17 protein-coding genes are annotated in these 21,252 nt (G+C 63.8%); 5 read left to right on the forward strand and 12 right to left on the reverse strand.

The window, feature by feature from the left end; genetic code table 11:
* Positions 1-94: 94 nt before the first annotated feature.
* On the forward strand, positions 95-547 hold the full coding sequence (locus ACH196_RS29545; protein WP_396650428.1) for a MaoC family dehydratase: 453 nt from the start codon (positions 95-97) through the stop codon (positions 545-547).
* Complete coding sequence (locus ACH196_RS29550) at positions 547-1,413, forward strand: HpcH/HpaI aldolase/citrate lyase family protein (protein WP_396650429.1); 867 nt, start codon at positions 547-549, stop codon at positions 1,411-1,413. Before ACH196_RS29545 ends, ACH196_RS29550 begins: the two co-directional genes overlap by 1 nt.
* A 68-nt stretch (positions 1,414-1,481) precedes the next feature.
* Here ACH196_RS29550 and ACH196_RS29555 read toward each other — a convergent pair whose 3' ends face one another.
* From ACH196_RS29555 to ACH196_RS29565, 3 genes are all read right to left on the reverse strand, one after another.
* Complete coding sequence (locus ACH196_RS29555; protein WP_396650430.1) at positions 1,482-1,829, reverse strand: hypothetical protein; 348 nt, start codon at positions 1,827-1,829, stop codon at positions 1,482-1,484.
* Between the two features lie 77 nt (positions 1,830-1,906).
* Positions 1,907-2,512, reverse strand: coding sequence for a flavin reductase family protein (locus ACH196_RS29560; protein WP_396650431.1), 606 nt, complete (start codon positions 2,510-2,512; stop codon positions 1,907-1,909).
* A 2-nt stretch (positions 2,513-2,514) separates the two neighbouring features.
* Positions 2,515-3,099, reverse strand: a complete 585-nt coding sequence (locus ACH196_RS29565) for a nitroreductase (RefSeq protein WP_396650432.1) — start codon at positions 3,097-3,099, stop codon at positions 2,515-2,517.
* Positions 3,100-3,343: 244 nt separating this feature from the next.
* Between ACH196_RS29565 and ACH196_RS29570 the strand changes: the two genes are divergently transcribed.
* Positions 3,344-4,309: a hypothetical protein gene (locus ACH196_RS29570; protein ID WP_396650433.1), complete on the forward strand. Its 966-nt coding sequence runs from the start codon at positions 3,344-3,346 to the stop codon at positions 4,307-4,309.
* 19 nt (positions 4,310-4,328) lie between these two features.
* Here ACH196_RS29570 and ACH196_RS29575 read toward each other — a convergent pair whose 3' ends face one another.
* The 5 genes from ACH196_RS29575 to ACH196_RS29595 all read right to left on the reverse strand — a co-directional run bounded on the left by ACH196_RS29575 (position 4,329) and on the right by ACH196_RS29595 (position 12,492).
* Positions 4,329-5,279, reverse strand: coding sequence for a 1-acyl-sn-glycerol-3-phosphate acyltransferase (locus ACH196_RS29575; RefSeq protein ID WP_396650434.1), 951 nt, complete (start codon positions 5,277-5,279; stop codon positions 4,329-4,331).
* An 86-nt stretch (positions 5,280-5,365) separates the two neighbouring features.
* Positions 5,366-7,363 carry a threonine--tRNA ligase gene (gene thrS / locus ACH196_RS29580; RefSeq protein WP_396650435.1) on the reverse strand — a complete coding sequence of 666 codons (1,998 nt, stop codon included), beginning with the start codon at positions 7,361-7,363 and terminating at the stop codon, positions 5,366-5,368.
* A gap of 155 nt (positions 7,364-7,518) precedes the next feature.
* Positions 7,519-9,129: an ATP-binding protein gene (locus ACH196_RS29585; RefSeq protein WP_396650436.1), complete on the reverse strand. Its 1,611-nt coding sequence runs from the start codon at positions 9,127-9,129 to the stop codon at positions 7,519-7,521.
* Positions 9,126-9,836: a response regulator gene (locus ACH196_RS29590; RefSeq protein WP_396650437.1), complete on the reverse strand. Its 711-nt coding sequence runs from the start codon at positions 9,834-9,836 to the stop codon at positions 9,126-9,128. The genes ACH196_RS29585 and ACH196_RS29590 overlap by 4 nt, the downstream gene beginning before the upstream one ends.
* Positions 9,837-9,990: 154 nt before the next feature.
* On the reverse strand, positions 9,991-12,492 hold the full coding sequence (locus ACH196_RS29595; RefSeq protein WP_396650438.1) for a hypothetical protein: 2,502 nt from the start codon (positions 12,490-12,492) through the stop codon (positions 9,991-9,993).
* 355 nt (positions 12,493-12,847) lie between these two features.
* Here ACH196_RS29595 and ACH196_RS29600 point away from each other — a divergent pair, with 355 nt between their 5' ends.
* Positions 12,848-13,342 (forward strand): hypothetical protein, encoded by a 495-nt coding sequence (locus ACH196_RS29600; protein ID WP_396650439.1) that lies wholly within the window; start codon positions 12,848-12,850, stop codon positions 13,340-13,342.
* A 281-nt stretch (positions 13,343-13,623) separates the two neighbouring features.
* A complete protein-coding gene (locus ACH196_RS29605; RefSeq protein WP_396650440.1) occupies positions 13,624-17,001 on the forward strand; it encodes an ExeM/NucH family extracellular endonuclease in 3,378 nt (1,125 codons plus the stop codon).
* Between the two features lie 110 nt (positions 17,002-17,111).
* On the opposite strand, the gene ACH196_RS29610 is transcribed toward ACH196_RS29605, so the two are convergent.
* The 4 genes from ACH196_RS29610 to ACH196_RS29625 all read right to left on the reverse strand — a co-directional run bounded on the left by ACH196_RS29610 (position 17,112) and on the right by ACH196_RS29625 (position 21,248).
* Positions 17,112-17,696, reverse strand: a complete 585-nt coding sequence (locus ACH196_RS29610) for an NAD(P)H-dependent oxidoreductase (protein WP_396650441.1) — start codon at positions 17,694-17,696, stop codon at positions 17,112-17,114.
* The gene (locus ACH196_RS29615) at positions 17,697-18,278 is read right to left on the reverse strand and encodes an NAD(P)H-dependent oxidoreductase (RefSeq protein ID WP_396650442.1); all 582 of its coding nucleotides are present in this window, start codon (positions 18,276-18,278) and stop codon (positions 17,697-17,699) included.
* 254 nt (positions 18,279-18,532) lie between these two features.
* Entirely contained in the window at positions 18,533-19,930 is a 1,398-nt protein-coding gene (locus ACH196_RS29620; RefSeq protein ID WP_396650443.1) for an FAD-binding oxidoreductase, read from the reverse strand.
* Positions 19,905-21,248, reverse strand: coding sequence for a cytosine deaminase (locus ACH196_RS29625; RefSeq protein WP_396650444.1), 1,344 nt, complete (start codon positions 21,246-21,248; stop codon positions 19,905-19,907). The genes ACH196_RS29620 and ACH196_RS29625 overlap by 26 nt, the downstream gene beginning before the upstream one ends.
* Positions 21,249-21,252: the final 4 nt, after the last annotated feature.

Raw genomic sequence — 21,252 nt, forward strand, 5'->3', positions numbered from 1 at the left:
GGGAATTTGCCGGCCGCGCATTCCGGTTCTTCTCAACCGCCTTGCGGGCCGGGCTGCGCCGGGCTAGCAGGGCAGGCAAATCGGAGGAGAGCACATGGCGGGATTGTATCTGGAGGAGTTCCGGCCGGGCCTAGTGATCCAGCATACGCTGCGGAAAAGCGTGACCGAAAGCGACAACATGCTGTTCTCGACCATGACGCTGAACCCGCAGCCGCTGCACATCGACTTCGACTTCGCGGCGAAGAGCGAATGGGGCAAGCCGCTGGTCAATTCGCTGTTCACGCTCGGCCTGATGATCGGCATCTCGGTCCACGATACCACGCTTGGCACGCTGGTCGGCAATCTCGGCATGACCGAAACCGTTTTCCCGCATCCGCTCTTCCACGGCGACACGGTGCGGGTCGAGACGGAGATCAAGTCGGTGCGGGAATCGAAGTCCAGGCCGGATCGAGGCATCGTCGAGATGGAGCACCGGGCGTTCAACCAGGACGACGTGCTGGTGGCCCGCTGCCTGCGCCAGACAATGATTTTGAAGAGGCCCGCCTGATGCGCTCCCTGCTGTTCGTTCCCGGCGATTCCGAGCGCAAGCTGGAAAAGGGCTTTTCGTCCGCCGCCGACGTGATCCTCATCGATCTCGAGGATTCTGTATCGCCGCAGAACAAGGCGGCGGCGCGGACGCTTGCCGCCGATACCATCCGAAGCCGCCACGCCGAGGCGAAGGCGGCAATTTATGTCCGGGTCAACGATTTTGCCTCCGGCCTGCTGGAAGACGACCTCCAGACGGTGGTCGCGGCGAGGCCCGACGGCATCATGCTGCCCAAGGCGGACGGACTGGCCGATGTCGAAAGGCTGTCGGCAAGGCTGAGGGTGCAGGAAGCCGAGAATGGCCTTCCTGACGGGGCAATCCGCATCCTGCCGATCATTTCGGAGACCGCAGCCGGCGTGTTCGGCGCCTCCACCTACACGCGCGGCCACGCGCGGCTTTCGGGCGTGACCTGGGGGGCGGAAGACCTTTCGGCGGCGATCGGCGCGCGCGCCACCCGCGACGAGAACGGCCGCTACACCGACCTCTTCCGCCTCGCCCGCTCGTTCACGCTGCTGGCTGCATCGGTAGCCGAGACGGCGGCGATCGACACGGTGTTCGTCAATTTCCGAGATTCCGCCGGCCTGCGTGCTGAATGCCTGGAGGCCGAACGCGACGGTTTTACGGGCAAGATGGCGATCCACCCGGACCAGGTGACTGTCATCAACGAGGCCTTTACCCCCTCTCCCGAGGCGCTGGCCGAAGCCCGCATGGTGGTCGATGCGTTTGTTGCGGCCGGCAACCCCGGCGTGGTCGGCATCGGCGGAAAAATGTTCGACCGCCCACATCTGCGGCGGGCAGAGCGGGTGCTGGCGCGGGCGAGAGCGTGACTTCGGATAACCGGCTTTCCAAGGGAGGCCAGTAGAACGGATACTTGGAAACGCAAGGAAAGCGGCGATTACCGACCCTGCAGGATTCGGATTACCTTGCTGCTGTCCGCGCTTGGCTGGGATAGCTTCACATAATCAGCATAGGTTATGCGACCTGCGGCCGTCGCGTTCCAAAGCCGCTTGCAGGCAATCTCCGGAAAATTTGAGAGGCTGACATTCATTACCAGCGCGACCTCTTTGATTTCGGAAGGCGGCTTTCTCTTCTGACGTGCAATACAATCCGCGATGACCTGCCGCTTCACTGCCGGGCTTCCGCCGATCGTCGCCTGCATATTGTTGAATTCACCTTCCGTCATCGAACAGCCGGCAAGCAGCGCCGCGCCGATGACGGCGGTAAAACGAACTGCGCTTTTCATACATCCCCCCTGATATGCCCAACCTCTACTTAAGATATCAGAACAGGCATGTATAGGGGTGTAGAGATACCGTAAGGTCAGTCCTCTTCCCATTTCGGCCGGCGCATCGAAAACGTCTCATCGACCCGCGCATAGTCGAGGTAGCCGAGGCGGGCGACGTTGCCGGCTTTGGCAGTGTCAAACAGGCCGTCCGTAAGATAGGCGTCGTCGATGAAGACGCCGACGACCTGGCCGACAACCACGGCGACATCCGAGACCCCGTCCAGCGTCTTGGGATGGATCACCTCGGTCACCCTGCATTCGAGTGCTGCCGGCGCGCCGGCGACGCGCGGCGGCCTGACCAGCCGCGACGGCGCCGCCGTCAGCCCGGCATAGTCGAACTCGTTGATGCCACGCGGCGCGTTGACCGAGGTTCGGTTCATGTGTTCCGCCAGGTCGCGGCCGACCAGATTGGCGACGAACTCGCCGGTCTCTCCGGCAAAGGTCGCGCTATCCTTGTTGCCCTCCGACGAGAACCACACCAAGTAAGGCCGCGAGGAAAACGCGTTGAAGAACGAGTATGGCGCGAGGTTGAGATGCCCCGCCTTGCTCAGCGTCGAGATCCAGCCGATCGGCCGCGGCGCGACGATCGCCTTGAACGGATCGTGGGGCAGGCCGTGGCCGTTCGAGGGTTCGTAGAACATCCTTAGTCCTTCCAGGGACCTGAATAATCGGCATAAAGTTTCGACACGTCGGGGCGCGGACGTTCCGGCGCCGGTCCCTGATAGTTGCCGATGTGGACGAAGCCGATCATCCGCTCATGCGGCGCGAGGCCGAGCAAGCGGCGGCCCTCCGGCACGTCGGAATACCAGTTGCTGATCCAGTTGGCGCCGTAGCCGAGGCCGCCGGCGGCGATCAGCAGGCTCATCGCTGCGGCACCTCCCGACAGGAACATCTCCCATTCGGGGATCTTCATGTTGGGTTTCGGGCTGGAGACCACACCGATGACCAGCGGTGCGCGGGAAAAACGCTCGCGCTCCTTCTGCTTGCGGCCTTCCGGCTGCGGTCCCTCGACCTTTTCCACCAGTTCGGCCAGCGCCTCGCCGATTTTGTGGCGGACGTCGCCGCGATAAAGGATGAAGCGCCACGGCTCCAGCCTGCCGTGGTCGGGCACGCGCGTCGCGATCTTCAGCATCAGCGCGATCTCGTCGTCGGTCGGGCCAGGGCCTTTCAGTTCATGGATCGGGGCCGATCCACGGGCGAGCAGGAAGTCGATGATCGGCGACGCCATATCTTTGCTTTCTAAGGTTATCTGGCTGAAGCGCGTCGGGAAGGCGGCTCTGGCTGCGCCGCGAAAGAGCGCGGACTGGGTTTATCTCGTTCCGGGTCACGCCGAGCAACAAATAGTGGCCGGGCAAACCGGACACTCAGATAAGTGAGCACTGTAAACTCGGCAAGCCGCCGTCTGGGGGTCAGTGTAATCCGACGCATACACCAGTCTTGAAATTGCCACCGCGTTGCGTTTGATGGCGGCCATGATCGCGCGAAGAATCCGCAGCCTGCTTGCCGTCTTCACCCTCGCCGCCATGGCCTCCACGCCGCGCGTTGCGGCCGCGCAGGAACTCGGAGACCGCCTGCCGAAAATCGACCTGCCCGGCCTGTCGACCTACGCGCCGGCGCCGCACACCTCGCCGCTGGCGACCGCTGGGCTCGGCCGCATCACGCTTGCCGCGCAGTTGATCCAGGACGGCGCCGACGTCACCCGCGGGCTGGTCTGGCGCATCTTCGAGACGGAACCCGGCGCCGACGGCAAGCTCAGGCTCGTCGCCTCGGCCCAGGGCGGCACCCAGTCCTTCGACCTGACGCCCGGGCAATACCTCGTCCATGCCTCCTACGGCCGCGCCGGGGCCACCAAGCGCATCTCGGTCGGCAATGATGCCAAGCGCGAGGCTTTTGTGCTCGATGCGGGAGGATTGAAGCTCGACGCGGAAAACTCAGGCGGGGCCCGCATCCCATCCGACAAGCTGCGGTTCTCGATCTACGAAGCCGAGGAAAAGCCCGGCGGCGAGCGGGCGCTGATCCTTCCCGACGTCAGCCCGAAGACGGTGATCCGGCTCAACGCCGGCGTCTATCATGTCGTTTCCACCTACGGAAACGTCAACGCCGTCATCCGCTCGGACATCAAGGTGGAGGCCGGCAAACTCACCGAAGCGACGGTCGAGCATCGCGCCGCCGAGATGACGATGAAGCTGGTGCGCCAGGCTGGCGGCGAAGCGATCGCCGACACCTCCTGGTCGGTGCAGACCAATTCCGGCGACCCGGTGCGCGAAAGCGTCGGCGCCTACGCTTCCATGGTGCTGGCGGAAGGCGACTACACCATCGTCGCCAAGAACCGCGACCACATCTACCAGCGCGACTTCACCGTGGAAGCCGGCCACAATGCCGAGGTCGAGGTCATCGCCGACGAAAGCACGCCGACGGCGGTCGAAGGCGCGGATTGAATTCCGTTCGCTGAGTCGCTTAAGCCGCCGTCCGCGTCTGCTCGCGGCCGCCGCGAACCAGGCGCAATCTTGGCGGCCGTGATGCCGGCTTGAGATCGCGTACCGCGTCCTGCAGCCTGCCGAGCAAAAGCTTGCGGTCGCGTAGCGGCTCCAGCGTCGACCAAGGCATCACCTCGCCGATGCGCGCCTCGACCGACTTACCGCACAGCCGCGCGAACTCGCGCACCAGCAGCGACAGCCGGAGCGTCAGCGACAGATTGCCGACAAAACGCGCGAACTTGTGGTCGCTTTCGGCGAGGTTCATGTATTTGCTGACGAGATGGAACAGCCGGCCGTTCTGGCCTTCGAAATGGATCGGCACCACCGAGGCGCGCGCGTCCTGCACCAGCCGGGCGACGAAAATCTTCCAGGGTAGGTCTTCGGCGCGTCCGAGCACTTTTGGCGCCGTCGCCACGCCGCCAGCCGGGAAGATCACCACCGTCACGCCGTCCTTCAGCAGCCGCACCGCCTCGTGGCGCACGGCAAGATTGTTCTTCAGCGCTTGCTTGGTCTCGGAAAAATCGACCGGCAGCGAATACGGCTCCATTTCCGGAATTTTCAGCAGATCAGCGGCGATCATCACGCGGAACGGCCGGTCGAGCTTTTCGGCAAGCGACAGGATGGCGATACCGTCACCGATACCGAAGGGATGGTTGGCGATCATCACCAGCGGCGTGTCCGGCAACCGCTCCGGCGGCCACGCCTCCTTGTGGCGCACCTCGACGTCGATCAGTTCCAGCAGCCGTGAGAAGCAGCGGCGGCTGCCGCGCTGCACCTCGCCCCGCCAGATGGCATAGAGCGCGGCGTAACGCTTGCGGCCGGAAAGCCCTTCGACGGTGCGGATGACCCAGCGCTTCAGCCGCGGCTGGCTGTCGTTGGAATAGGACAGTTCGGGAAAATCGTCCCTGGTCTTCAATCGCGCGGTCTTCATTGTGACCGGGCTAAGGCAGTGCCATGACACCTGTATGAAGACGCACCCGCAAAGGGCGCGTCTTCAAGGGGATTTTCGGAGTCTTCTCAGGCCGCTTCGGCCAACTCGCGGGCGCGGCGCAGGTCCGGCGGGGTCGCCTCCTCGACCAGCGAAGAGACGGCTTCCTCCAGCGACATCGACTGCTGGTCGCGGGAGCCGAGGCGGCGCATGTTGACCGTGTCTTCCTCCGCCTCGCGCCGGCCGCAGACGAGGATGACCGGTACCTTTGCCAGCGAATGCTCGCGGACCTTGTAGTTGATCTTCTCGTTGCGCAGATCGGCGGTTGCCGAAAGACCCGCCCGCTTCAGCCGCGCCACCACCTTTTCGGCATAGGCGTCGGCGTCCGAGGTGATCGTCGCCACCACCACCTGCAGCGGCGCGAACCACAGCGGGAAATTGCCCGAGTGACTCTCGATCAGGATGCCGAGGAAGCGCTCGAGCGAACCGACCACGGCGCGATGCACCATGACCGGCTGCTTTTTCTCGGAGTCACTGTCGATGTAGAAAGCGCCGAACCGTTCCGGCAGGTTGAAGTCGACCTGCGTCGTGCCGCACTGCCATTCGCGGCCGATGGCGTCCTTCAACGTATACTCGAACTTAGGCCCGTAAAACGTCCCCTCGCCTTCGTTTATGCCGGTCTTGATGCGGTTGTCCTCGCGCGCCATGCGCTCCAATGCCCGCTTCAGGATATCCTCAGCGTGGTCCCACATCTTGTCGGTGCCAACGCGCTTCTCGGGGCGCGTCGCGAGCTTCACCATCACCTCGTCGAAGCCGAAGTCCTTGTAGACCGACATCATCAGATCGTTGATCTTCAGGATTTCCGACTCGAGCTGCGCCTCGGTGCAGAAATGGTGCGCGTCGTCCTGCGTAAAGCCTCGCACGCGCATCAACCCGTGCAGTGCACCGGACGCCTCGTAGCGGTGCACGTTGCCGAATTCCGCAAGCCGGATCGGCAGATCGCGGTAGGACTTCAAGCCGTGCTTGAAGATCTGCACATGGCCCGGGCAGTTCATCGGCTTCAGCGCGAAGACGCGTTGGTCCGCCTCCTCGTCGTCGGGATGGGTGAAGGCATGGGCCGACTTCACCGCGAACATGTTTTCCTGATACCAGCCCCAGTGGCCGGACGTCTCCCACAGGCTCTTGTCCAGCACCTGCGGAGCGTTGACCTCCTGATAGTCGTCGCCGAGCCGCCGGCGCATATAGGCGATCAGGTTCTGAAACATCTTCCAGCCTTTTGCGTGCCAGAAGACCACGCCCGGCCCTTCTTCCTGAAAGTGGAACAGGTCCATCTCGCGGCCCAGCCGGCGGTGGTCGCGCTTCTCCGCTTCCTCCAGCATATGGAGGTAGTGGTCGAGCTCAGCCTGGTCTGCCCAGGCGGTGCCGTAGATGCGCGTCAGCATCGGGTTGTTGCTGTCGCCGCGCCAGTAGGCGCCGGCCACCTTCATAAGCTTGAAGGCATTGCCGATCTGACCCGTGGAAGCCATGTGCGGCCCGCGGCAGAGGTCGAACCAATCGCCCTGATAGTAGATCTTCAGGTCCTGGTCGTCGGGAATGGCGTCGATCAGCTCGACCTTGTAGGCCTCGCCCTTGTCGCGGAACACTTTTCGCGCATGGTCGCGGTCCCACACCTCTTTGGTAAAGGGCCGGTTGCGCGAAATAATCTCGCGCATCTTCTTCTCGATGACCGGAAAGTCTTCGGGCGTGAACGGCTCGTTGCGGGCGAAGTCGTAGTAGAACCCGTTCTCGATCACCGGTCCGATGGTCACCTGCGTGCCCGGCCACAGTTCCTGCACGGCCTCTGCCAGCACATGCGCGGTATCGTGGCGGATGAGTTCCAGCGCGCGCGGACTTTCCCGCGTCACGATCTCGATTTTGCCAGAATGGCCAAGCGGATCACTGAGGTCGCGCAACTCGCCGTCGAGCGCATAGGCCACAGCCTTCTTGGCGAGCGATTTCGAAATCGACTCGGCCAATGCGAGGCCGGTCGTCGCCGCGTCGTAGTCGCGGAGGGAACCATCGGGGAATGAAAGGGAAACGTTGGACATGACTTGCTCCTGCTATCCAGTCCCGCAAACGAGCGCGGGTGGTAATATGCCGGAAGGCCCGGCGGAGCGGTCTTTTAGTGGCGCGGACATCGCAGGTAAAGCGATTTCCAGCCAAACTCGGGCTGGCACAGCTGACCGGTTTCGAAACAGAGCGATCAGCGGCCCGTCGCTGGCTCTAGCGACGCGACCACGCGCCAGATGTCGGACGGGGTAAACGGCTTCTCCACCACCGGCGCTCCGCTCTCAGCCAGGAAACGTCCGGCGGCCGGCCCGAGCGTGTCACCCGTCACGAAGACGATGCGCTCGGTCAGTTCCGGCCGGTTTTCGCCGAGCCAGCGATAGAAGGCGGGGCCGTCCGTGTCAGGCATGCGGATGTCGCAGAGGATCAGGTCGCATGGTCCGTCGCCGAGCCGGGCGCGGGCTTCCCGGCCATTGGCGGCTAAGGCGCACTGGTAGCCGCGCCGTTCCAGAATCTCGGCAAGCGTCCTTGCTATCTCGGGCTCGTCGTCGACCACCAGCGCATGCCGGTTTCTGGCCGGCATAGGCGCCGGCGCCGGAGCGTCATCCGCTGCTGCCTGCGCGGTGGCGCCGCCGCGCGGGAGACGCAATTCGAAGTGAGCGCCACCGAGCGGGCTGCTGTCCAGAAGCCGCAACGTGCCGCCATGCGCTTCGGCCAGCCCCCGCGAGACGGCGAGACCTATGCCGGTGCCCTCGCCCACCGTCTTGGTGGTGAAGAAGGGATCGAACACCCGGCTGCGTATGGATTCCGGAACACCTGGGCCATCATCGGCGATGGTAATCCAGAGCTGATCGGCGCGCAGGTCATGTCCGGCCGATATCCGGATCATGCGCGAACCATCCTTTGCTTCGAGCGCTTGCTGCGCATTCACCACCAGGTTGAGCAGCACCTGGTGCAACTGGTCTGGGTCGGCTCCGATCGCCGGCAAATCGGCGGGAATGCTGGTTTGGACCCCTATGCCTGCTGTGCGCAAGCCGTAGGCAAGGAGGTCGAGCACTTGCGCGACGACTTCCTGGAGATGGATTTCCCGCCGTTCCGCCTTGCGCTGCCGGGCGATGGCAAGAAAGCTTCGCACTACGCGCGCGCAGCGTTCCGCTGCCTGCTCAATGGTCTTGGCGCGGCGTTCTATTTCGCGGGCACTCTCGGGGCTTGGCCCCGCGAATCCGTCGCAAAGCATCGTGGCCTGGCCGAGCACCACGGCCAGCGGGTTGTTCAACTCATGGGCGACACCCGCCAGCAGCGAGCCCAGGGCAGCCATTTTCTCGGACTGGAACAGGCTTTCGCGCTGGCGTTCGATCTCGGCCTCGGCCGCCTTGCGGGCGGACAGGTCGCGCAGATGCGCGGTAAACAGCCGCCTCTCGGGCAGCCGCACTTCCGTGATGGTGAGTTCGACCGGCACCGTGCTGCCGTCGCGCCGCATGGCCTCGAGCTCAAGCCGGCGACCCAGGACGCGCGGAATGCCCGTGCGCATGTAGCGCGCCATGCCGTCCGTATGGAGTTGCCGCATCGAGGGTGGGATGATAAGTTCGGCCAGCGGCTGGCTGACCGCCTCGTCACGCGAATAACCGAACGTGTTTTGCGCCGCCGGGTTGAATTCGACCACCCGCCCGTCCTCGTCGGACACGACGATGCAGTCGAGCGAGGAGGCAATCACCGCGGCGCTGACGGCTTCCGTCTCCTGAAGATCGCGAAGGCGCCTGGTGAGGCTGGCGAGTTCCGGCAACTCCCAGGAGGCTGAGCCGCTCATGCGTCCTCGCCTATGCCGGTGAAGATGTAGCCGGCGCCGCGCACCGTCTTGATCACCTGCGGCTGGGCCGGGTTGCGTTCGACGCGGCGACGCAGCCTGGTGATGCGGATGTCGACCGCGCGGCTGTCGCCAGCCGCCTCCGCGCCCATCGCCGCGACAAGTTTCTCGCGCGTCAGCACCCGGTTCGGGTGGCGTGCGAAAACCGAGAGAAGCGCGAAATCGGCTTCGCTGAGCTTGTCGCGGCTGCCGTCCGGACCAATCAGGGCGCGGCCCGCATCGTCCAGTATCATCGCGCCGAACCGCGGACCTTCGACCAACGCGCCTTTAGTCTGGGTGTCAGAGGGCGCGATCGGCGTCGATAGCGCCAACGGCCGCCGCAGGACCGCACGGACGCGGGCAAGCAATTCCCTCAGATTGAAGGGCTTCGCGACATAATCGTCCGCGCCGATTTCAAGCCCGACGATGCGATCGACAACCTCGTTGGCGGCCGTCAGCATGATGATGCGCACAGGGGGCCCGCCACGCAGCCGCCGCGCCACCGAGAACCCGTCTTCGCCGGGCATGTTGACGTCGAGGAGGATAAGGTCGGCCGCTTCCCGCTCCAGTTCGCGGTCCAGTTCGGCGCCGCTGAGCACAGTGCGGATCGCGTAACCCGAACGGCCAAGGAACTCGGCGAGCATGGCACCGATTTCCGGCTCGTCGTCCACCGCGATTATCCGCCCCCTTCCGTCCATACCCCTTCCCATCTGCTCTGATTCTTGCATATCCGGTCCCGGCTGGCTCGGCAACTCGGGCCTCCTACAAAAGCAACGGGCCGGCCCTCTTCAGGCCGGCCAGTCTTCAGGTCGAAGATTTACCCTGTCAGATGAAGCTGAAATCCGCCTGGGTGAGCTGCGATGCATGCACGTTGAGCAGGAAGACGCTGTCGTCCGTTCCGGCAATGCTTATGGTCGTGCCAAGCTGAGTTTCCGAGAAGCTCAGGTCGGCATAGGTCAGATCGTAGAACTGCAGGATATCCACGCCATCGGCGAAGTCCTGGATCTTGTCCTGACCGGTCTCGCCCTTGAACACGAAGAAGTCCTGGTCAGCGCCGCCGGTCAGAGTGTCGTTGCCGCCGCGGCCGAACAGCCGGTCGATTCCCATGCCCCCGGCAAGCGCATTGTCGGCGCCGTTGCCATAAAGCTTGTCGGCGAACGCCGAGCCGGCAACAGTCTCGACCGAGGAGAGCTTGTCTCCCTGGGCGAACCCGCCTGTCGCGGTGCCGGCGAAAAGGTCGACCTGCACGGCAGCATTCGAGCCTGAATAGGACACGGCGTCTCGTCCCTCGCCGCCGCCGAAGCTGTCCGAGCCGCTGCTGCCGACAAGCAGGTCATTGCCCTTGCCACCGGCAAAGCTCTCGGACGAATCAGCGCCATAAACCACGTCATCGAAATCCGAACCGATCACACCCTCGATCGACATGATCGTATCGTTGAGCGCACCCGAGCCGCCGACCGACTGGTTCGCCAGGTTCACCGATACGCTGCCGGTGGCTCCGGCATAGGACACCTTGTCGACGCCGTTGCCGCCGTTCATCAGGTCGCCCCCGGCGCCGCCGTTCAGCACGTCGTTGCCGTCGGCCCCATAGAGCTTGTCGTTGCCGTTGTAGCCGTACAGCGTATCCTGGCCGTCCATGCCGAACAGGCGGTCCACGCCGTCGTCACCCTCCATCTGGTTGTCCAGTTCGTTGCCGACACCGATGAAGTCGTTGGCGTAGATGTATTCAAGGTTCTCGATGTTCTTGCCCAAGGTGTAGGACGACAGGTTCGTGCGGACCTCGTCGATGCCCGCGCCGTCGAGTTCGACGACCGAGTCCGACAGGGCGTCGACGTAGTAGACGTCGTCGCCGGCATAGCCTTCCATCACGTCGTCGCCCTTGCCGCCGTCGAGCACGTCGTTCCCAACGCCGCCGAAGAGGGCGTCGTTGCCTTCCTTGCCATAGAGGTGGTCGTTGCCGTCATTGCCGGTGAGCTTGTTGGCGAGGGCATTGCCGGTCAGCGTCCGTCCGGCGTTGTGATCGATGATCTCCCCATTTTCGATGTTGTCGCCGAGCGTCCAGTTCGTCCAGGTGCGGATGGTGTCCGCCGCGCCGCCGTTGCTTAGTTCGGTCACGCTATCCTTGGACGAGTTGACCTCGTAGGTGTCGCTTCCCGTGCCGCCGACCATTTGGTCGTCGCCGTTGCCGCCGATCAGAAGGTCCTCGCCGATGCCGCCATAGAGCGTATCGTTGCCGTCGCCGCCGCTGAGCGTGGAGGACCAGGATTTCGTGGCGTCGATGATGTTGGCAAGGCCGTTGCCGGTGATCGTCACGCCGTAGCCGCCGGAACCAGAATAGAAGACGTTTTCGACGTTGCCCTTGACCTGAGCTGCGTTGCCGAGGTTCAGCGCCGTGTTGGCGAGCAGCATGATCAGGTCGGGGGTAGCGTCGCCGCCGGTCTCGTCCACGACATCGCCGGCATTGTCGACCGTGTAGGTATCGGAGCCGGTGCCGCCCTTCATGACGTCGGCACCAGCGCCGCCATCGAGATTATCCTTGCCGTGGCCGCCGATCAGCGTGTCCTTGCCCGAACCGCCGACGAACACGTTGTCGAGGGAATTGCCCGTAACCGTAGCGCCGGCGGTCGACTGCAGCACGACCTTCTCGATGCCGGCGCCGCCGGTCGACAAGTCCACGCTATAGCTCGCATAGACAACATCATAGCCGCTGGCGTCGCCGGTGATGATGTCGGCCGCGCTCTGGAGGTAGTAGATGTCGTCGCCGGCGCCGCCGTCGAGTTTGTTTGCGCCCGAGCCGCCCCACATCTTGTCGTTGCCGGCGCCGCCGATAAGCGTGTCGTCGCCTTCGCGGCCGTAGAGTTCGTCGTTTGCGTCCCCACCGTCGAGCAAGTCGTGGCCCGCGCCGCCGTCGAGCTTGTCGTTGCCCTGTTCGCCGAAGAGCTGGTCGTGGTCGTCCTCGCCATAGATGTAGTCGTCGCCGGTGTCGCCGAACATCTGGTCGTTGCCGCTGCCGCCCCACATGGAGTCGTTGCCGGTCGCGCCGTCGCCGAGGTCGTCGTCGCCGCTCATGTAGTCATGGCCGGCGCCGCCCCACAGCTTGTCGCTGCCGTCATTGCCGACGAGGAAATCGTTGCCGTCATCCCCGTAGAGCTCGTCGTTCCCTGCCCAGCCCCAGGCCGTGTCGTTGCCGCCCTTGCCAAGGATCATCTCATTCAGCGCATCGCTGCCGACCAGTTCGCCTTCGAAGATCGGGCCGACGATCGGGTAGTTGACCCACTCGCCGCCCTGATCGCTGTCGTTGCCGATGATGATTTTGTCGATTGCCATTTTGGTCTCCGTCATGAGGCGACCACGGCCGCCCCCCTCTTGTTTCGCCGAACCGGAAGTGGCTCGCGTTTGATGGGGAGTTTTTAGGCATTGCCCGTATCTGGAGTTTTGCGCCGCTTATGTTTCGTTGTAGCCAATGTTTCAGGCGGTTTCGGTCAATGTTTCAGGCAAAACGCGGTGAAGTGTTACAAAGCCGGGCTTCCAGGCTTCATCTGTAACGCGACGGCTTCATGCGGCGGGGACGGTCGAAGGCGCCTGGCTGTGCGATGTGTCCGGCTGAGCGGTGTTCTGTGGCCGGCGAGGCCTGCGCCAGGCAAAATGACCACTCGATTCCCCATCCCTGATCGAGTGGCCGATGTTCCTGTTGAAGCGCAGCGTCAAACGCAAACCGGAACTGCAATGGGCGCTCGGCGACCGGCAGTTCTTCGCCTGCGGCGCATGCCACATCCTTGCCTATGCGTTTCTCGAACGATATCTACAGGCGGGCTTCGGCGCCGTCTGGATCAAGCCGGCTGCCGGCCACATCGGCAACCATGTCATAGCGACCGACGGGAAGCTCGCCTTCGACTACCACGGCTTCTCGGCATGGCCGCATCTAATTTCGCATACTGTGCGTAAAGCCGAGCGCCTGATGCCGGGGTGGTCGCACACGCTGGTGCCGCTGCCTTCGGAAGTCCTGGTCTCCGAGGCAAAGTCAAAGACCATCGACGGCCTGTGGCTGCGCGGCCCCGAGCAATTCCTCCACGATGCGCTACCGCGCGCCCGCGCCTATCTCGACCGTTTCGAACCGCCCGCTTCGCTTTCGCACCCGCGACCGGAAGGTCTTCTCAGTCATCCCGAACTGGCCTAATCGCACAACCGGCGAGAGCGGCCCTTCCCCTCCGGCCGCCCTGCCCCATCTTCCGACAGGTCGCAGAAGCCCGGCGGCATTTCAACAAACTGTTATACCGGGCTGCTAGCGAAGCTCATACCGTTTCGGACGCGCCGGATTCCGGCCGGGCCTGAAGGGGTGATCCGGAGGACTTCGGCGGCGCTAGGGCGGGCGCGGCGCTGCAACTTCAGCGGACATCGCCCTTCGTAGAAAGGCACGGCAGATATTCGGCGCAAAGGTCAACACGAGGAGCGCCCAAAATGTCCTTTGCCTTCACCAACTGGTTCCCCACCCTTTTTCTCGGCACTTGGAAAGCCGACACGATCAACGGCACCGAACGGGCCGACATCATCATAACCTTCGGCAAGAACGACACGATCAATGCCGGCGGCGGCAACGATCTCATCCTGTCGGGCGCCGGCAATGACGTGATCTCGGCCGGCAACGGCAATGACATCGTCGAAGCCGGCAGCGGCGACGACGTCATCGACGGCGGTCTCGGCTCCGACACCATTGTGGGCGGCGCGGGTTTTGACATCGCCGTCTTTTCCGGCGCGGTTTCGGACTATTCCATCACCCTGCCCGGCCGCTGGAACCCGGTCGCCACGGTCAAGGATACGATCAACGGCGGCACCGACCTGCTGACTTCGGTCGAGGCTTTGTATTTCAAGGCCGATGACTACACGCTCTATCTCGACGGGCGCAACAACCCCGTGCTGGCCCGCGACGACGCCTTCTCGGTCGACGAAAACGCCGCGCTGACGGTTGCCACCAGCACGCTGACCGCCAACGACAAGGATTTCGACGGCGACAAGATTTCCGTTGCCAGCGTATCGGCGAGTAGCGAAGCCGGCGCCACCGTCACGCTTGCCAACGGCACCGTGACCTACGATCAGGGCACCTTGTTCGACCATCTCGGCACCGGCGAAAGCACCGTCGACACCTTCACCTACACCGTCGACGACGGCCGCGGCGGCAGCGATACCGCCACCGTCAGCGTCACCATCGAGGGCGTCAACGACGCGCCGGAGATCACCTCAGCCGCAGCCGCCTCCATCGAGGAAAACACCACCGCCACGGTGCTCGCGGTCGCGGCAAACGATGTCGACGGCGATGAGATCACCTATTCGATCCTGGGCGGCGCAGACGCTTCCCTCTTCGCCATCGACGCCAAGACCGGCGAGCTCAAATTCGCCAACGCGCCCGACTTCGAAAACCCGGCGGACCAGGGTGGCGACAATGTCTATGACGTGACCGTCGGCACCTCCGACGGCAAGGGCGGCGAGGCCACGCAGGACGTCACGGTGACCGTCACTGATGCCGACGAGACGCCGGCCTCGACACCACGCATCAACGAAATCCACTACGACAATGACGGCGCCGATGCCGGCGAGTTTGTCGAGATCCGCGTCGAGCACGATGCCGACGTCAGCGGCATGTCGGTCGAGCTCTACAACGGCTCGGGCGGCGCCAAATACGCCTCCACCGACCTGTCGACGCTGACGATGACCAGCGACGGCGATTTCGACTATTATGTCTGGGATTTCGCCGGCATCCAGAACGGCAGCCCGGACGGCTTGGCCCTGTCTAACAATGGCTCCGTTATCGAGTTCCTGAGCTATGAGGGAAGCTTCACCGCCACTGGCGGCGCGGCGAACGGCTTGACCTCCACCGATATCGGCGTCTCGGAAGCAGCCAACACGCCGGCCGGCCAGTCCTTACAGCGCACCGGTGACGCGCCGACCGCCTGGACCGGTCCTGAAGCCGCCACCAAGGGCACGGCAAATGACGGTGGCACCGACCCCGGCGATCCGACCGAACTATTGATCTCCGAGGTGCAGGGCACCGGCACAGCCAGCCAGCACGAAGGCGACTATGTGCTGATTTCGGCCGTCGTCACCTACACGCTGGAAAACGGATTCTACCTGCAGGAAGAAGCAACCGATTCGGACGGCAATACGCTGACCTCCGAAGGCATCTTCGTCTTTACTGGCGGCGCGCCCTCCGTCGCCGCCGGCGATCTCGTCAAAGCCGCCGGCACCGTTGACGAGTTTTTCGGCCTTACCGAGATCACCGACCTCGTCTCGCTCGACGTGGTCTCCTCCGGCAACGATCTTCCGGACTATTCGGACGTGACGCTGCCACTGGCCACCTCGGAAGCGCTCGAACAGTTCGAGGGCATGCGCATCTCGCTGACCAGCGGCACCGATGACGCGATCACCGTGACAGAAAACTTCAGCCTCGACCGTTTTGGCGAGATCGCGGTGAGCGCCGGCAACAAATACCAGCCGACGCAGGTGCTCGACCCGACCACCGACGCCGCCGAGATCGCAGCGCTGACCGAGGCCAATGCGCTGAACCGCCTCGTCATCGACGACGGCGTGTCGGCACAGAACCCGACCGAATACAAATACATCCCGGTCTCGGTCGGCGACAACGGCAACGGTTACCTCGACAGCGGCGACACTTTTTCCCCCGAAGGCCCGACGCTGCGGCTCGGCGCCGAACTCGATGCTCCGGTCAAGGGCGTGCTCAGCTACGGTTTTGACGCCTACCGCATGTTTATCGACGGCCAGCTCTCCATCGACGAATCGACCAACAGCGGCGCCCGCGAAGACAGCCCCGCCGATGTCGGCGGCACCTTGAAAGTGTCCAGCTTCAACCTGCTCAACTTCTTCACCACGCTGAACGACGGCTCGGGCGCCGGTTCCGGCCCCAACAACCTCGAGCCGCGCGGTGCCACCACGGCCGGCGATCTCGAGCGCCAGCTCGACAAGATCGTCGCCTCGATGCTGGAGATCGACGCCGACGTGTTCGGTCTGCAGGAGCTGGAGAACAACGGCTTCACCTCGGCCTCAGCCATCAACACCCTCGTCAACGCGCTGAACAGCGCACTGGGCGCCGAAGTCTATGCCTTCGTCGACCCGACCGGCGGTTCCGCCGATGGCTTCATCGGCACCGACGCCATCACCACCGGCGTCATCTACAAGCAGACCAGCCTGACCGTGGTCGGCAGCGACTATCTCGAATTCGACAGCACCTTCGACGGCCAGCAGTTGCACCGGCCGGCGATTGCTGTCGCCTTCGAGGAGATTTCTTCAGGCGAGCGTTTCACGGTCGCCGTCAACCATCTGAAGTCCAAGGGCGACAGCGGTCTGACCGACGTCAATAACCCGAACTACGACCAGGGCGACGGCCAGAGTTTCTGGAACGCTGCCCGCGCCGAAGCCGCCGGGCAGCTAGCCGCCTGGCTCGCCACCGACCCGACCGGCAGCGGCGACAGCGACGCGCTGATCATCGGCGACCTGAACTCCTACGCCCAGGAGGATCCGGTCGATGTTCTGCGCGACGCCGGTTTCATCGACCTGATCGACCAGTTCATCGGCCAGGAAAACGCCTACAGCTACGTCTTCGACGGCCAGCGCGGCACGCTCGACCAGGGTCTTTCCACCGCGTCCCTGCTGGCGCAGATCACCGGCGTCACCGAATGGCACATCAACTCGGACGAACCGGGCCTGCTGTCCTATTCGAGCGAGTTCAAGGACCCGGATTTTTATAGCCCGGACCCGTTCGCCACTTCTGACCACGACCCGCTGATCATCGGCATCGACCTCGGCAACAACCCGGCGATTGCCTAAGAGCGCCGGCGTCGCCTTCTCTCCGCGTCTATGCGGAGAGAAGGTGGGCTTGTCCGAACCGGATAGATGATGTGTGAAGCCGATAGGTTGGAGACGGCGAGAAAACGCCGTCAAAACCGCTTCAGCTTCCGGTTCACCCGCCCCAGAAACGCCGCCCGGCTCTCCGGCGTCGAACGATCCATGTCGTAATGCGCCAGATACATCGTGCGCGTCCGCAGGCCGCACAGCGCCCTGATACCGCGCAGGATCGTCTTGCGCCCCGGTTGCCCCATCAGGATCGACAGGAATCGGTTCGCGCCGCAGGTTGTGACGACGCCGATGCGGCGGATATGCGGGATGCGCGAAACGATGCCGCCCTGCGGCGCGAGATCGAACACCACGCCCGTCGCCCAGACGCGGTCGAAAAAACCCTTCAGCATGGCCGGCAGGCCGTACCACCACGTCGGATAGACGAACAGCACGGCCTCCGCCCATTTTAGCTGCTCGACATAGGGTGTCAGCGCCGGATCGGCTGGCGGCCCGTCATTATAGCGCCGCCGTTCCTCGGGCCGCATGACCGGATCGAAGCCCTCCGCATAGAGGTCGACCAGCCGGACTTCGTCGCCTCGGCCCGTCAGCGTCGCCACCGCCGCGTCGCGGAGCGAGGCGCAAAAGCTCTCCGGCACCGGGTGGCAATAGACGACCAGAACGCGCATTCAGAAAGAATCCATCCTGGCCGCCACCTTGTCCATGAAGGCCTTTCGCGAGGCGTCGGTGGAAAGGTTCATTGAGTAATGCGCGAGATAGCTGACCGGCGCGCCAGGTTTTACCGTCGCGCGAAGCACGCGGTTGACGAGCTTGCGCGGCGGGTTGCCCATCAGCGCCGCCCGGAACCAACTGCCGCCATAGGTTGTCACCACCGCAACCTTGCAAATGTTGTGCAGCGATGGCCGCACCTTGCCGGCAACCAGCTCGAAAGAGACGCCGGGCAGGAACACACGGTCGAAATAGCCCTTCAGGATCGCAGGATAGCCGTAGTTCCACACGGGATAGCAGAGTACGAGGCCTTCCGCGCTTTTGAGCCGTTCGACATAAGGCGCGATCGCCTCGTCATGCGTTCGCGGATCGTGATAGGCAAGCCGCTCGGCTGCACTCAGCCGCGGCTCGAAGTTTTCGGCGTAGAGGTCGCAGTCGTCGATCTCGTGTCCCCGTTTCTCCAGCCGCTCGACGATCAGCCGGTGCAGCGCGGCGTTAAAACTCGTCTCGACCGGATGGGCGTGCAGCACGAGGATTTTCATGCGCGGCCTGCATGACGCGCGCTATGTGCGCCTGTATCACGGGTGGCTGAATCGCGTTCCTTCGCACCCCCCTCTGTCCTGTCGGACATCTCCCCCTCAAGGGGGCAGATTGCGTCGGCCGCTTGCTTTTCGCCAATCGCCAACGCGGTAGGATAAGCGGCAAGATCGAAGCTGCCAATCTCCCCCCGTGAGGGGGAGATGTCCGACAGGACAGAGGGGGGTGCGAAGGAACGCGACCTCGACATTGAAACAGACTATCCCGCCCGCTCCAACCCCTTGAACAAAAACGTCTTGCCGCTTCGATAATCATACTCCGGATGCTCCCAGGCGATCATCTTGCCCGGATTGAGCAACCCCTGCGGGTCGGCCTGGCGCTTGAAGGCAAGCTGGATGTCGTCGGTCTGCTTCATGCCGCCCTCTTCCAGCGTGTAGCGATGCGGGTTGAAGATCGGGCAGCCGTTTTCCTCATAGGTGCGGATGATCTCGTCCAGCCGCTCCTCGGTGGTGAATTTCACCAGCGGCAGTCCGAAGCAGGTGATGTTGCCGTCGAAGCGTACGAATTCGAGATGCGACATGACTTCCCCCGGAAACATGCCATCGACTTTTTCGACCAGTTTAAGCTGATCCGGGAACGGGTAAAGCGACTGCAGGTAGGTGATCGACGGATCGACACGCAGCGCCCTGAGCGTCGTGTGGTTCCAGGCGAGTTCGTACGCCGGCGGAATGCCCTTCCGGTCCTCGACCAGCGAGGCGTCGTAGACGATCTCTCCCTTCTCGCGACGCGTGAAGGCGCGGAAAGCGTCGAGCGCGTGCGGCGCCACCATGCAGATGACGACGCTCTGGTGCTCCTTCAGGAACTTCTGGTGCCGCTTGAAGTAGAGCCACGGCGCGGGTGCGGCCACCGGCGTGATGAGCTTGGTCAGGATTCCGTCCTGGCACCCGAGCGCGTTGCCGTAGCGCGCAGCGTCGGCAAAGCGGTCGAAACCGACGATGACGTCTACCCAGTCGTAGGAGGCGGTTAGCGGCATCTCCACCTCGGTGATGATGCCGTTGGTGCCGTAGGCATGGGTGACCTTGTGCAGGTCCTCGCCGGTCAGTTCCAAAACCTTCGGTTCGGCCTCCATCGTGACGACGCGCAGCCGGATCACATTGCCGAAGTCGCGCAGCCCTCCGAAATTGATCGAACCGACGCCGCCCGATCCGCCGGCGATGAAGCCGCCGATCGAGGCGGTATGGTAGGTCGAGGGATGCAGGCGCAATTCCTGCGCCGAATCCGCCTTCGTCGCCTTGTCGATGTCGGCCAGCACCGCGCCCGGCTCCAGCACGGCGCGCCCGGTAGAGATCGACTTCACCGCATTCATCTCGGCAAGGTTGAGGATGACGCCGCCCGACAGCGGCATCGCCTGCCCGTAATTGCCGGTGCCCGTGCCGCGCGGGGTCACCGGTATGCCGTGGCGGTGGCAGGCCGCCAGCACACGGATCACCTCGGTCTCGCTCTTCGGCGACACGACCAGATCGCCGGTCACATGATCGAGTTGCCGTTTCAACACCGGGCTGTACCAGTAGAAGTCGCGGCTCTTCTGCTGGACGATCGCCGGATTGTCCTCGATCTTCAGCCCTTCGAGGTCAGGCTTCAGCACCGCGATGTCCATTCGTTCCCCCCATCAGGTCGTCCAGCTCTTCATAGTCAGGCAGCCTCCGGTCAATCGCCCGGCCGTCGCGTACCACAATACGGTCGGCTTCCGGGCGCGACAAAAGCTCGGTCCAGTTGCGGCCCCGGAAGATCACGAGATCGGCCGGCCCGCCGACCATCATCTTCCCCACCCCGTCCAAGCCCATCATATCAGCCGGTGTAGCTGCCACAGCGCGCGGCCAATCGGCGACGGGATGGTCGAAGTGCAGGATGCGCGTCGCCATCCGATAGACTTCCAGCATGTCGAGGTCGCCATAGGCATAGAACGGATCGCGCGTGTTGTCGGAGGCGACCGCCACCGGAATGCCGCGCGCCTTCATCTCATGCAGCAGCGTCACTCCACGCCAGCGCGGCGTGGTGCCGTCCTGCCGCCGGTCCTGGAGATAAAGATTGCACATCGGCAGGGACACGACGCTCAGGCCTGCCTCTGCCACCTTGTCCAGCGTATCCTTCACCTCGCGGTCCGGCTGGCGCGACAGCGCGCAGCAATGGCCGACCAGGATTTTTCCTTCGAATTTGTGGCGCAGCACAGCCTCGGCGATATGGCGTAGCGACACGGCGGCGAGGTCATCCGTCTCGTCGGCATGGAAGTCGAGATCCAGCCCGAGTTCCACCGCGGTCCCGAACACGCGGTCGAGCAATGCATCGAGATCCGGCACCATATAGGTCACCGCGCCCAGCACGCCCTTCGCCGCCGCCACCCGTCGCGCCAGCTTCCCGAACCATTTCTCTTCGCGAACCCCCTCGATGCCGATCAGGCTCGCCGCCTGCAACTCGATGCGCCCGCTCCAATTTTCGCGCATTTGCTCGAACACCGGCCAGGAAATCTCCTCCTGCGGTGCTATCGAATCGAGGTGGGTGCGGATCGCCTTCGTGCCGTGGGCGTAGGCCGTGCGCAGCGAGAAATCCATGCGCCGCGCCACGTCCGTGGCATTCCAGTGCACCAGCCGGTCGGAGCCTGCCGCCTCCAGCGCGCCCATGAACGACCCATCGGGATTGGGCATGCGTGGCCAGATATGACCCTTGTCGAGATGGGTGTGGCAATCGACGAAACACGGCAGCACGATCCGCCCGGCGAGATCGACCGTGCGCGGTGGTTTCGGCCGCTCGCCGCGTGGCGCGATGCCTTTGATCCGTCCCTCCGCAACGGCCACGTCGACCAGCACGAACCCGTCACGGTCGAACGGACCGTCAAGTCCCGGCGTCAGCGACTGATGCAGCCGCGCATTGCCCAGCACATACCAGCCGGCGGTGGGGATTTTAACCGCTGCGCTCACTCTG

It is taken from the genome of Mesorhizobium sp. IMUNJ 23232, from assembly GCF_044326205.1.
Taxonomy (GTDB): domain Bacteria; phylum Pseudomonadota; class Alphaproteobacteria; order Rhizobiales; family Rhizobiaceae; genus Kumtagia.

What these genes read in the sequence shown, in the direction of transcription:
- ACH196_RS29555 (WP_396650430.1), bottom strand. Translation starts at nt 1,829, where the DNA reads ATGAAAAGCGCAGTTCGTTTTACCGCCGTCATCGGCGCGGCGCTGCTT.
- ACH196_RS29565 (WP_396650432.1), bottom strand. Translation starts at nt 3,099, where the DNA reads ATGGCGTCGCCGATCATCGACTTCCTGCTCGCCCGTGGATCGGCCCCG.
- ACH196_RS29585 (WP_396650436.1), bottom strand. Translation starts at nt 9,129, where the DNA reads ATGAGCGGCTCAGCCTCCTGGGAGTTGCCGGAACTCGCCAGCCTCACC.
- ACH196_RS29570 (WP_396650433.1), top strand. Translation starts at nt 3,344, where the DNA reads ATGATCGCGCGAAGAATCCGCAGCCTGCTTGCCGTCTTCACCCTCGCC.
- ACH196_RS29615 (WP_396650442.1), bottom strand. Translation starts at nt 18,278, where the DNA reads ATGAAAATCCTCGTGCTGCACGCCCATCCGGTCGAGACGAGTTTTAAC.
- ACH196_RS29545 (WP_396650428.1), top strand. Translation starts at nt 95, where the DNA reads ATGGCGGGATTGTATCTGGAGGAGTTCCGGCCGGGCCTAGTGATCCAG.
- ACH196_RS29600 (WP_396650439.1), top strand. Translation starts at nt 12,848, where the DNA reads ATGTTCCTGTTGAAGCGCAGCGTCAAACGCAAACCGGAACTGCAATGG.
- ACH196_RS29595 (WP_396650438.1), bottom strand. Translation starts at nt 12,492, where the DNA reads ATGGCAATCGACAAAATCATCATCGGCAACGACAGCGATCAGGGCGGC.
- ACH196_RS29550 (WP_396650429.1), top strand. Translation starts at nt 547, where the DNA reads ATGCGCTCCCTGCTGTTCGTTCCCGGCGATTCCGAGCGCAAGCTGGAA.
- ACH196_RS29610 (WP_396650441.1), bottom strand. Translation starts at nt 17,696, where the DNA reads ATGCGCGTTCTGGTCGTCTATTGCCACCCGGTGCCGGAGAGCTTTTGC.
- ACH196_RS29560 (WP_396650431.1), bottom strand. Translation starts at nt 2,512, where the DNA reads ATGTTCTACGAACCCTCGAACGGCCACGGCCTGCCCCACGATCCGTTC.
- ACH196_RS29605 (WP_396650440.1), top strand. Translation starts at nt 13,624, where the DNA reads ATGTCCTTTGCCTTCACCAACTGGTTCCCCACCCTTTTTCTCGGCACT.
- thrS (WP_396650435.1), bottom strand. Translation starts at nt 7,363, where the DNA reads ATGTCCAACGTTTCCCTTTCATTCCCCGATGGTTCCCTCCGCGACTAC.
- ACH196_RS29575 (WP_396650434.1), bottom strand. Translation starts at nt 5,279, where the DNA reads ATGAAGACCGCGCGATTGAAGACCAGGGACGATTTTCCCGAACTGTCC.
- ACH196_RS29620 (WP_396650443.1), bottom strand. Translation starts at nt 19,930, where the DNA reads ATGGACATCGCGGTGCTGAAGCCTGACCTCGAAGGGCTGAAGATCGAG.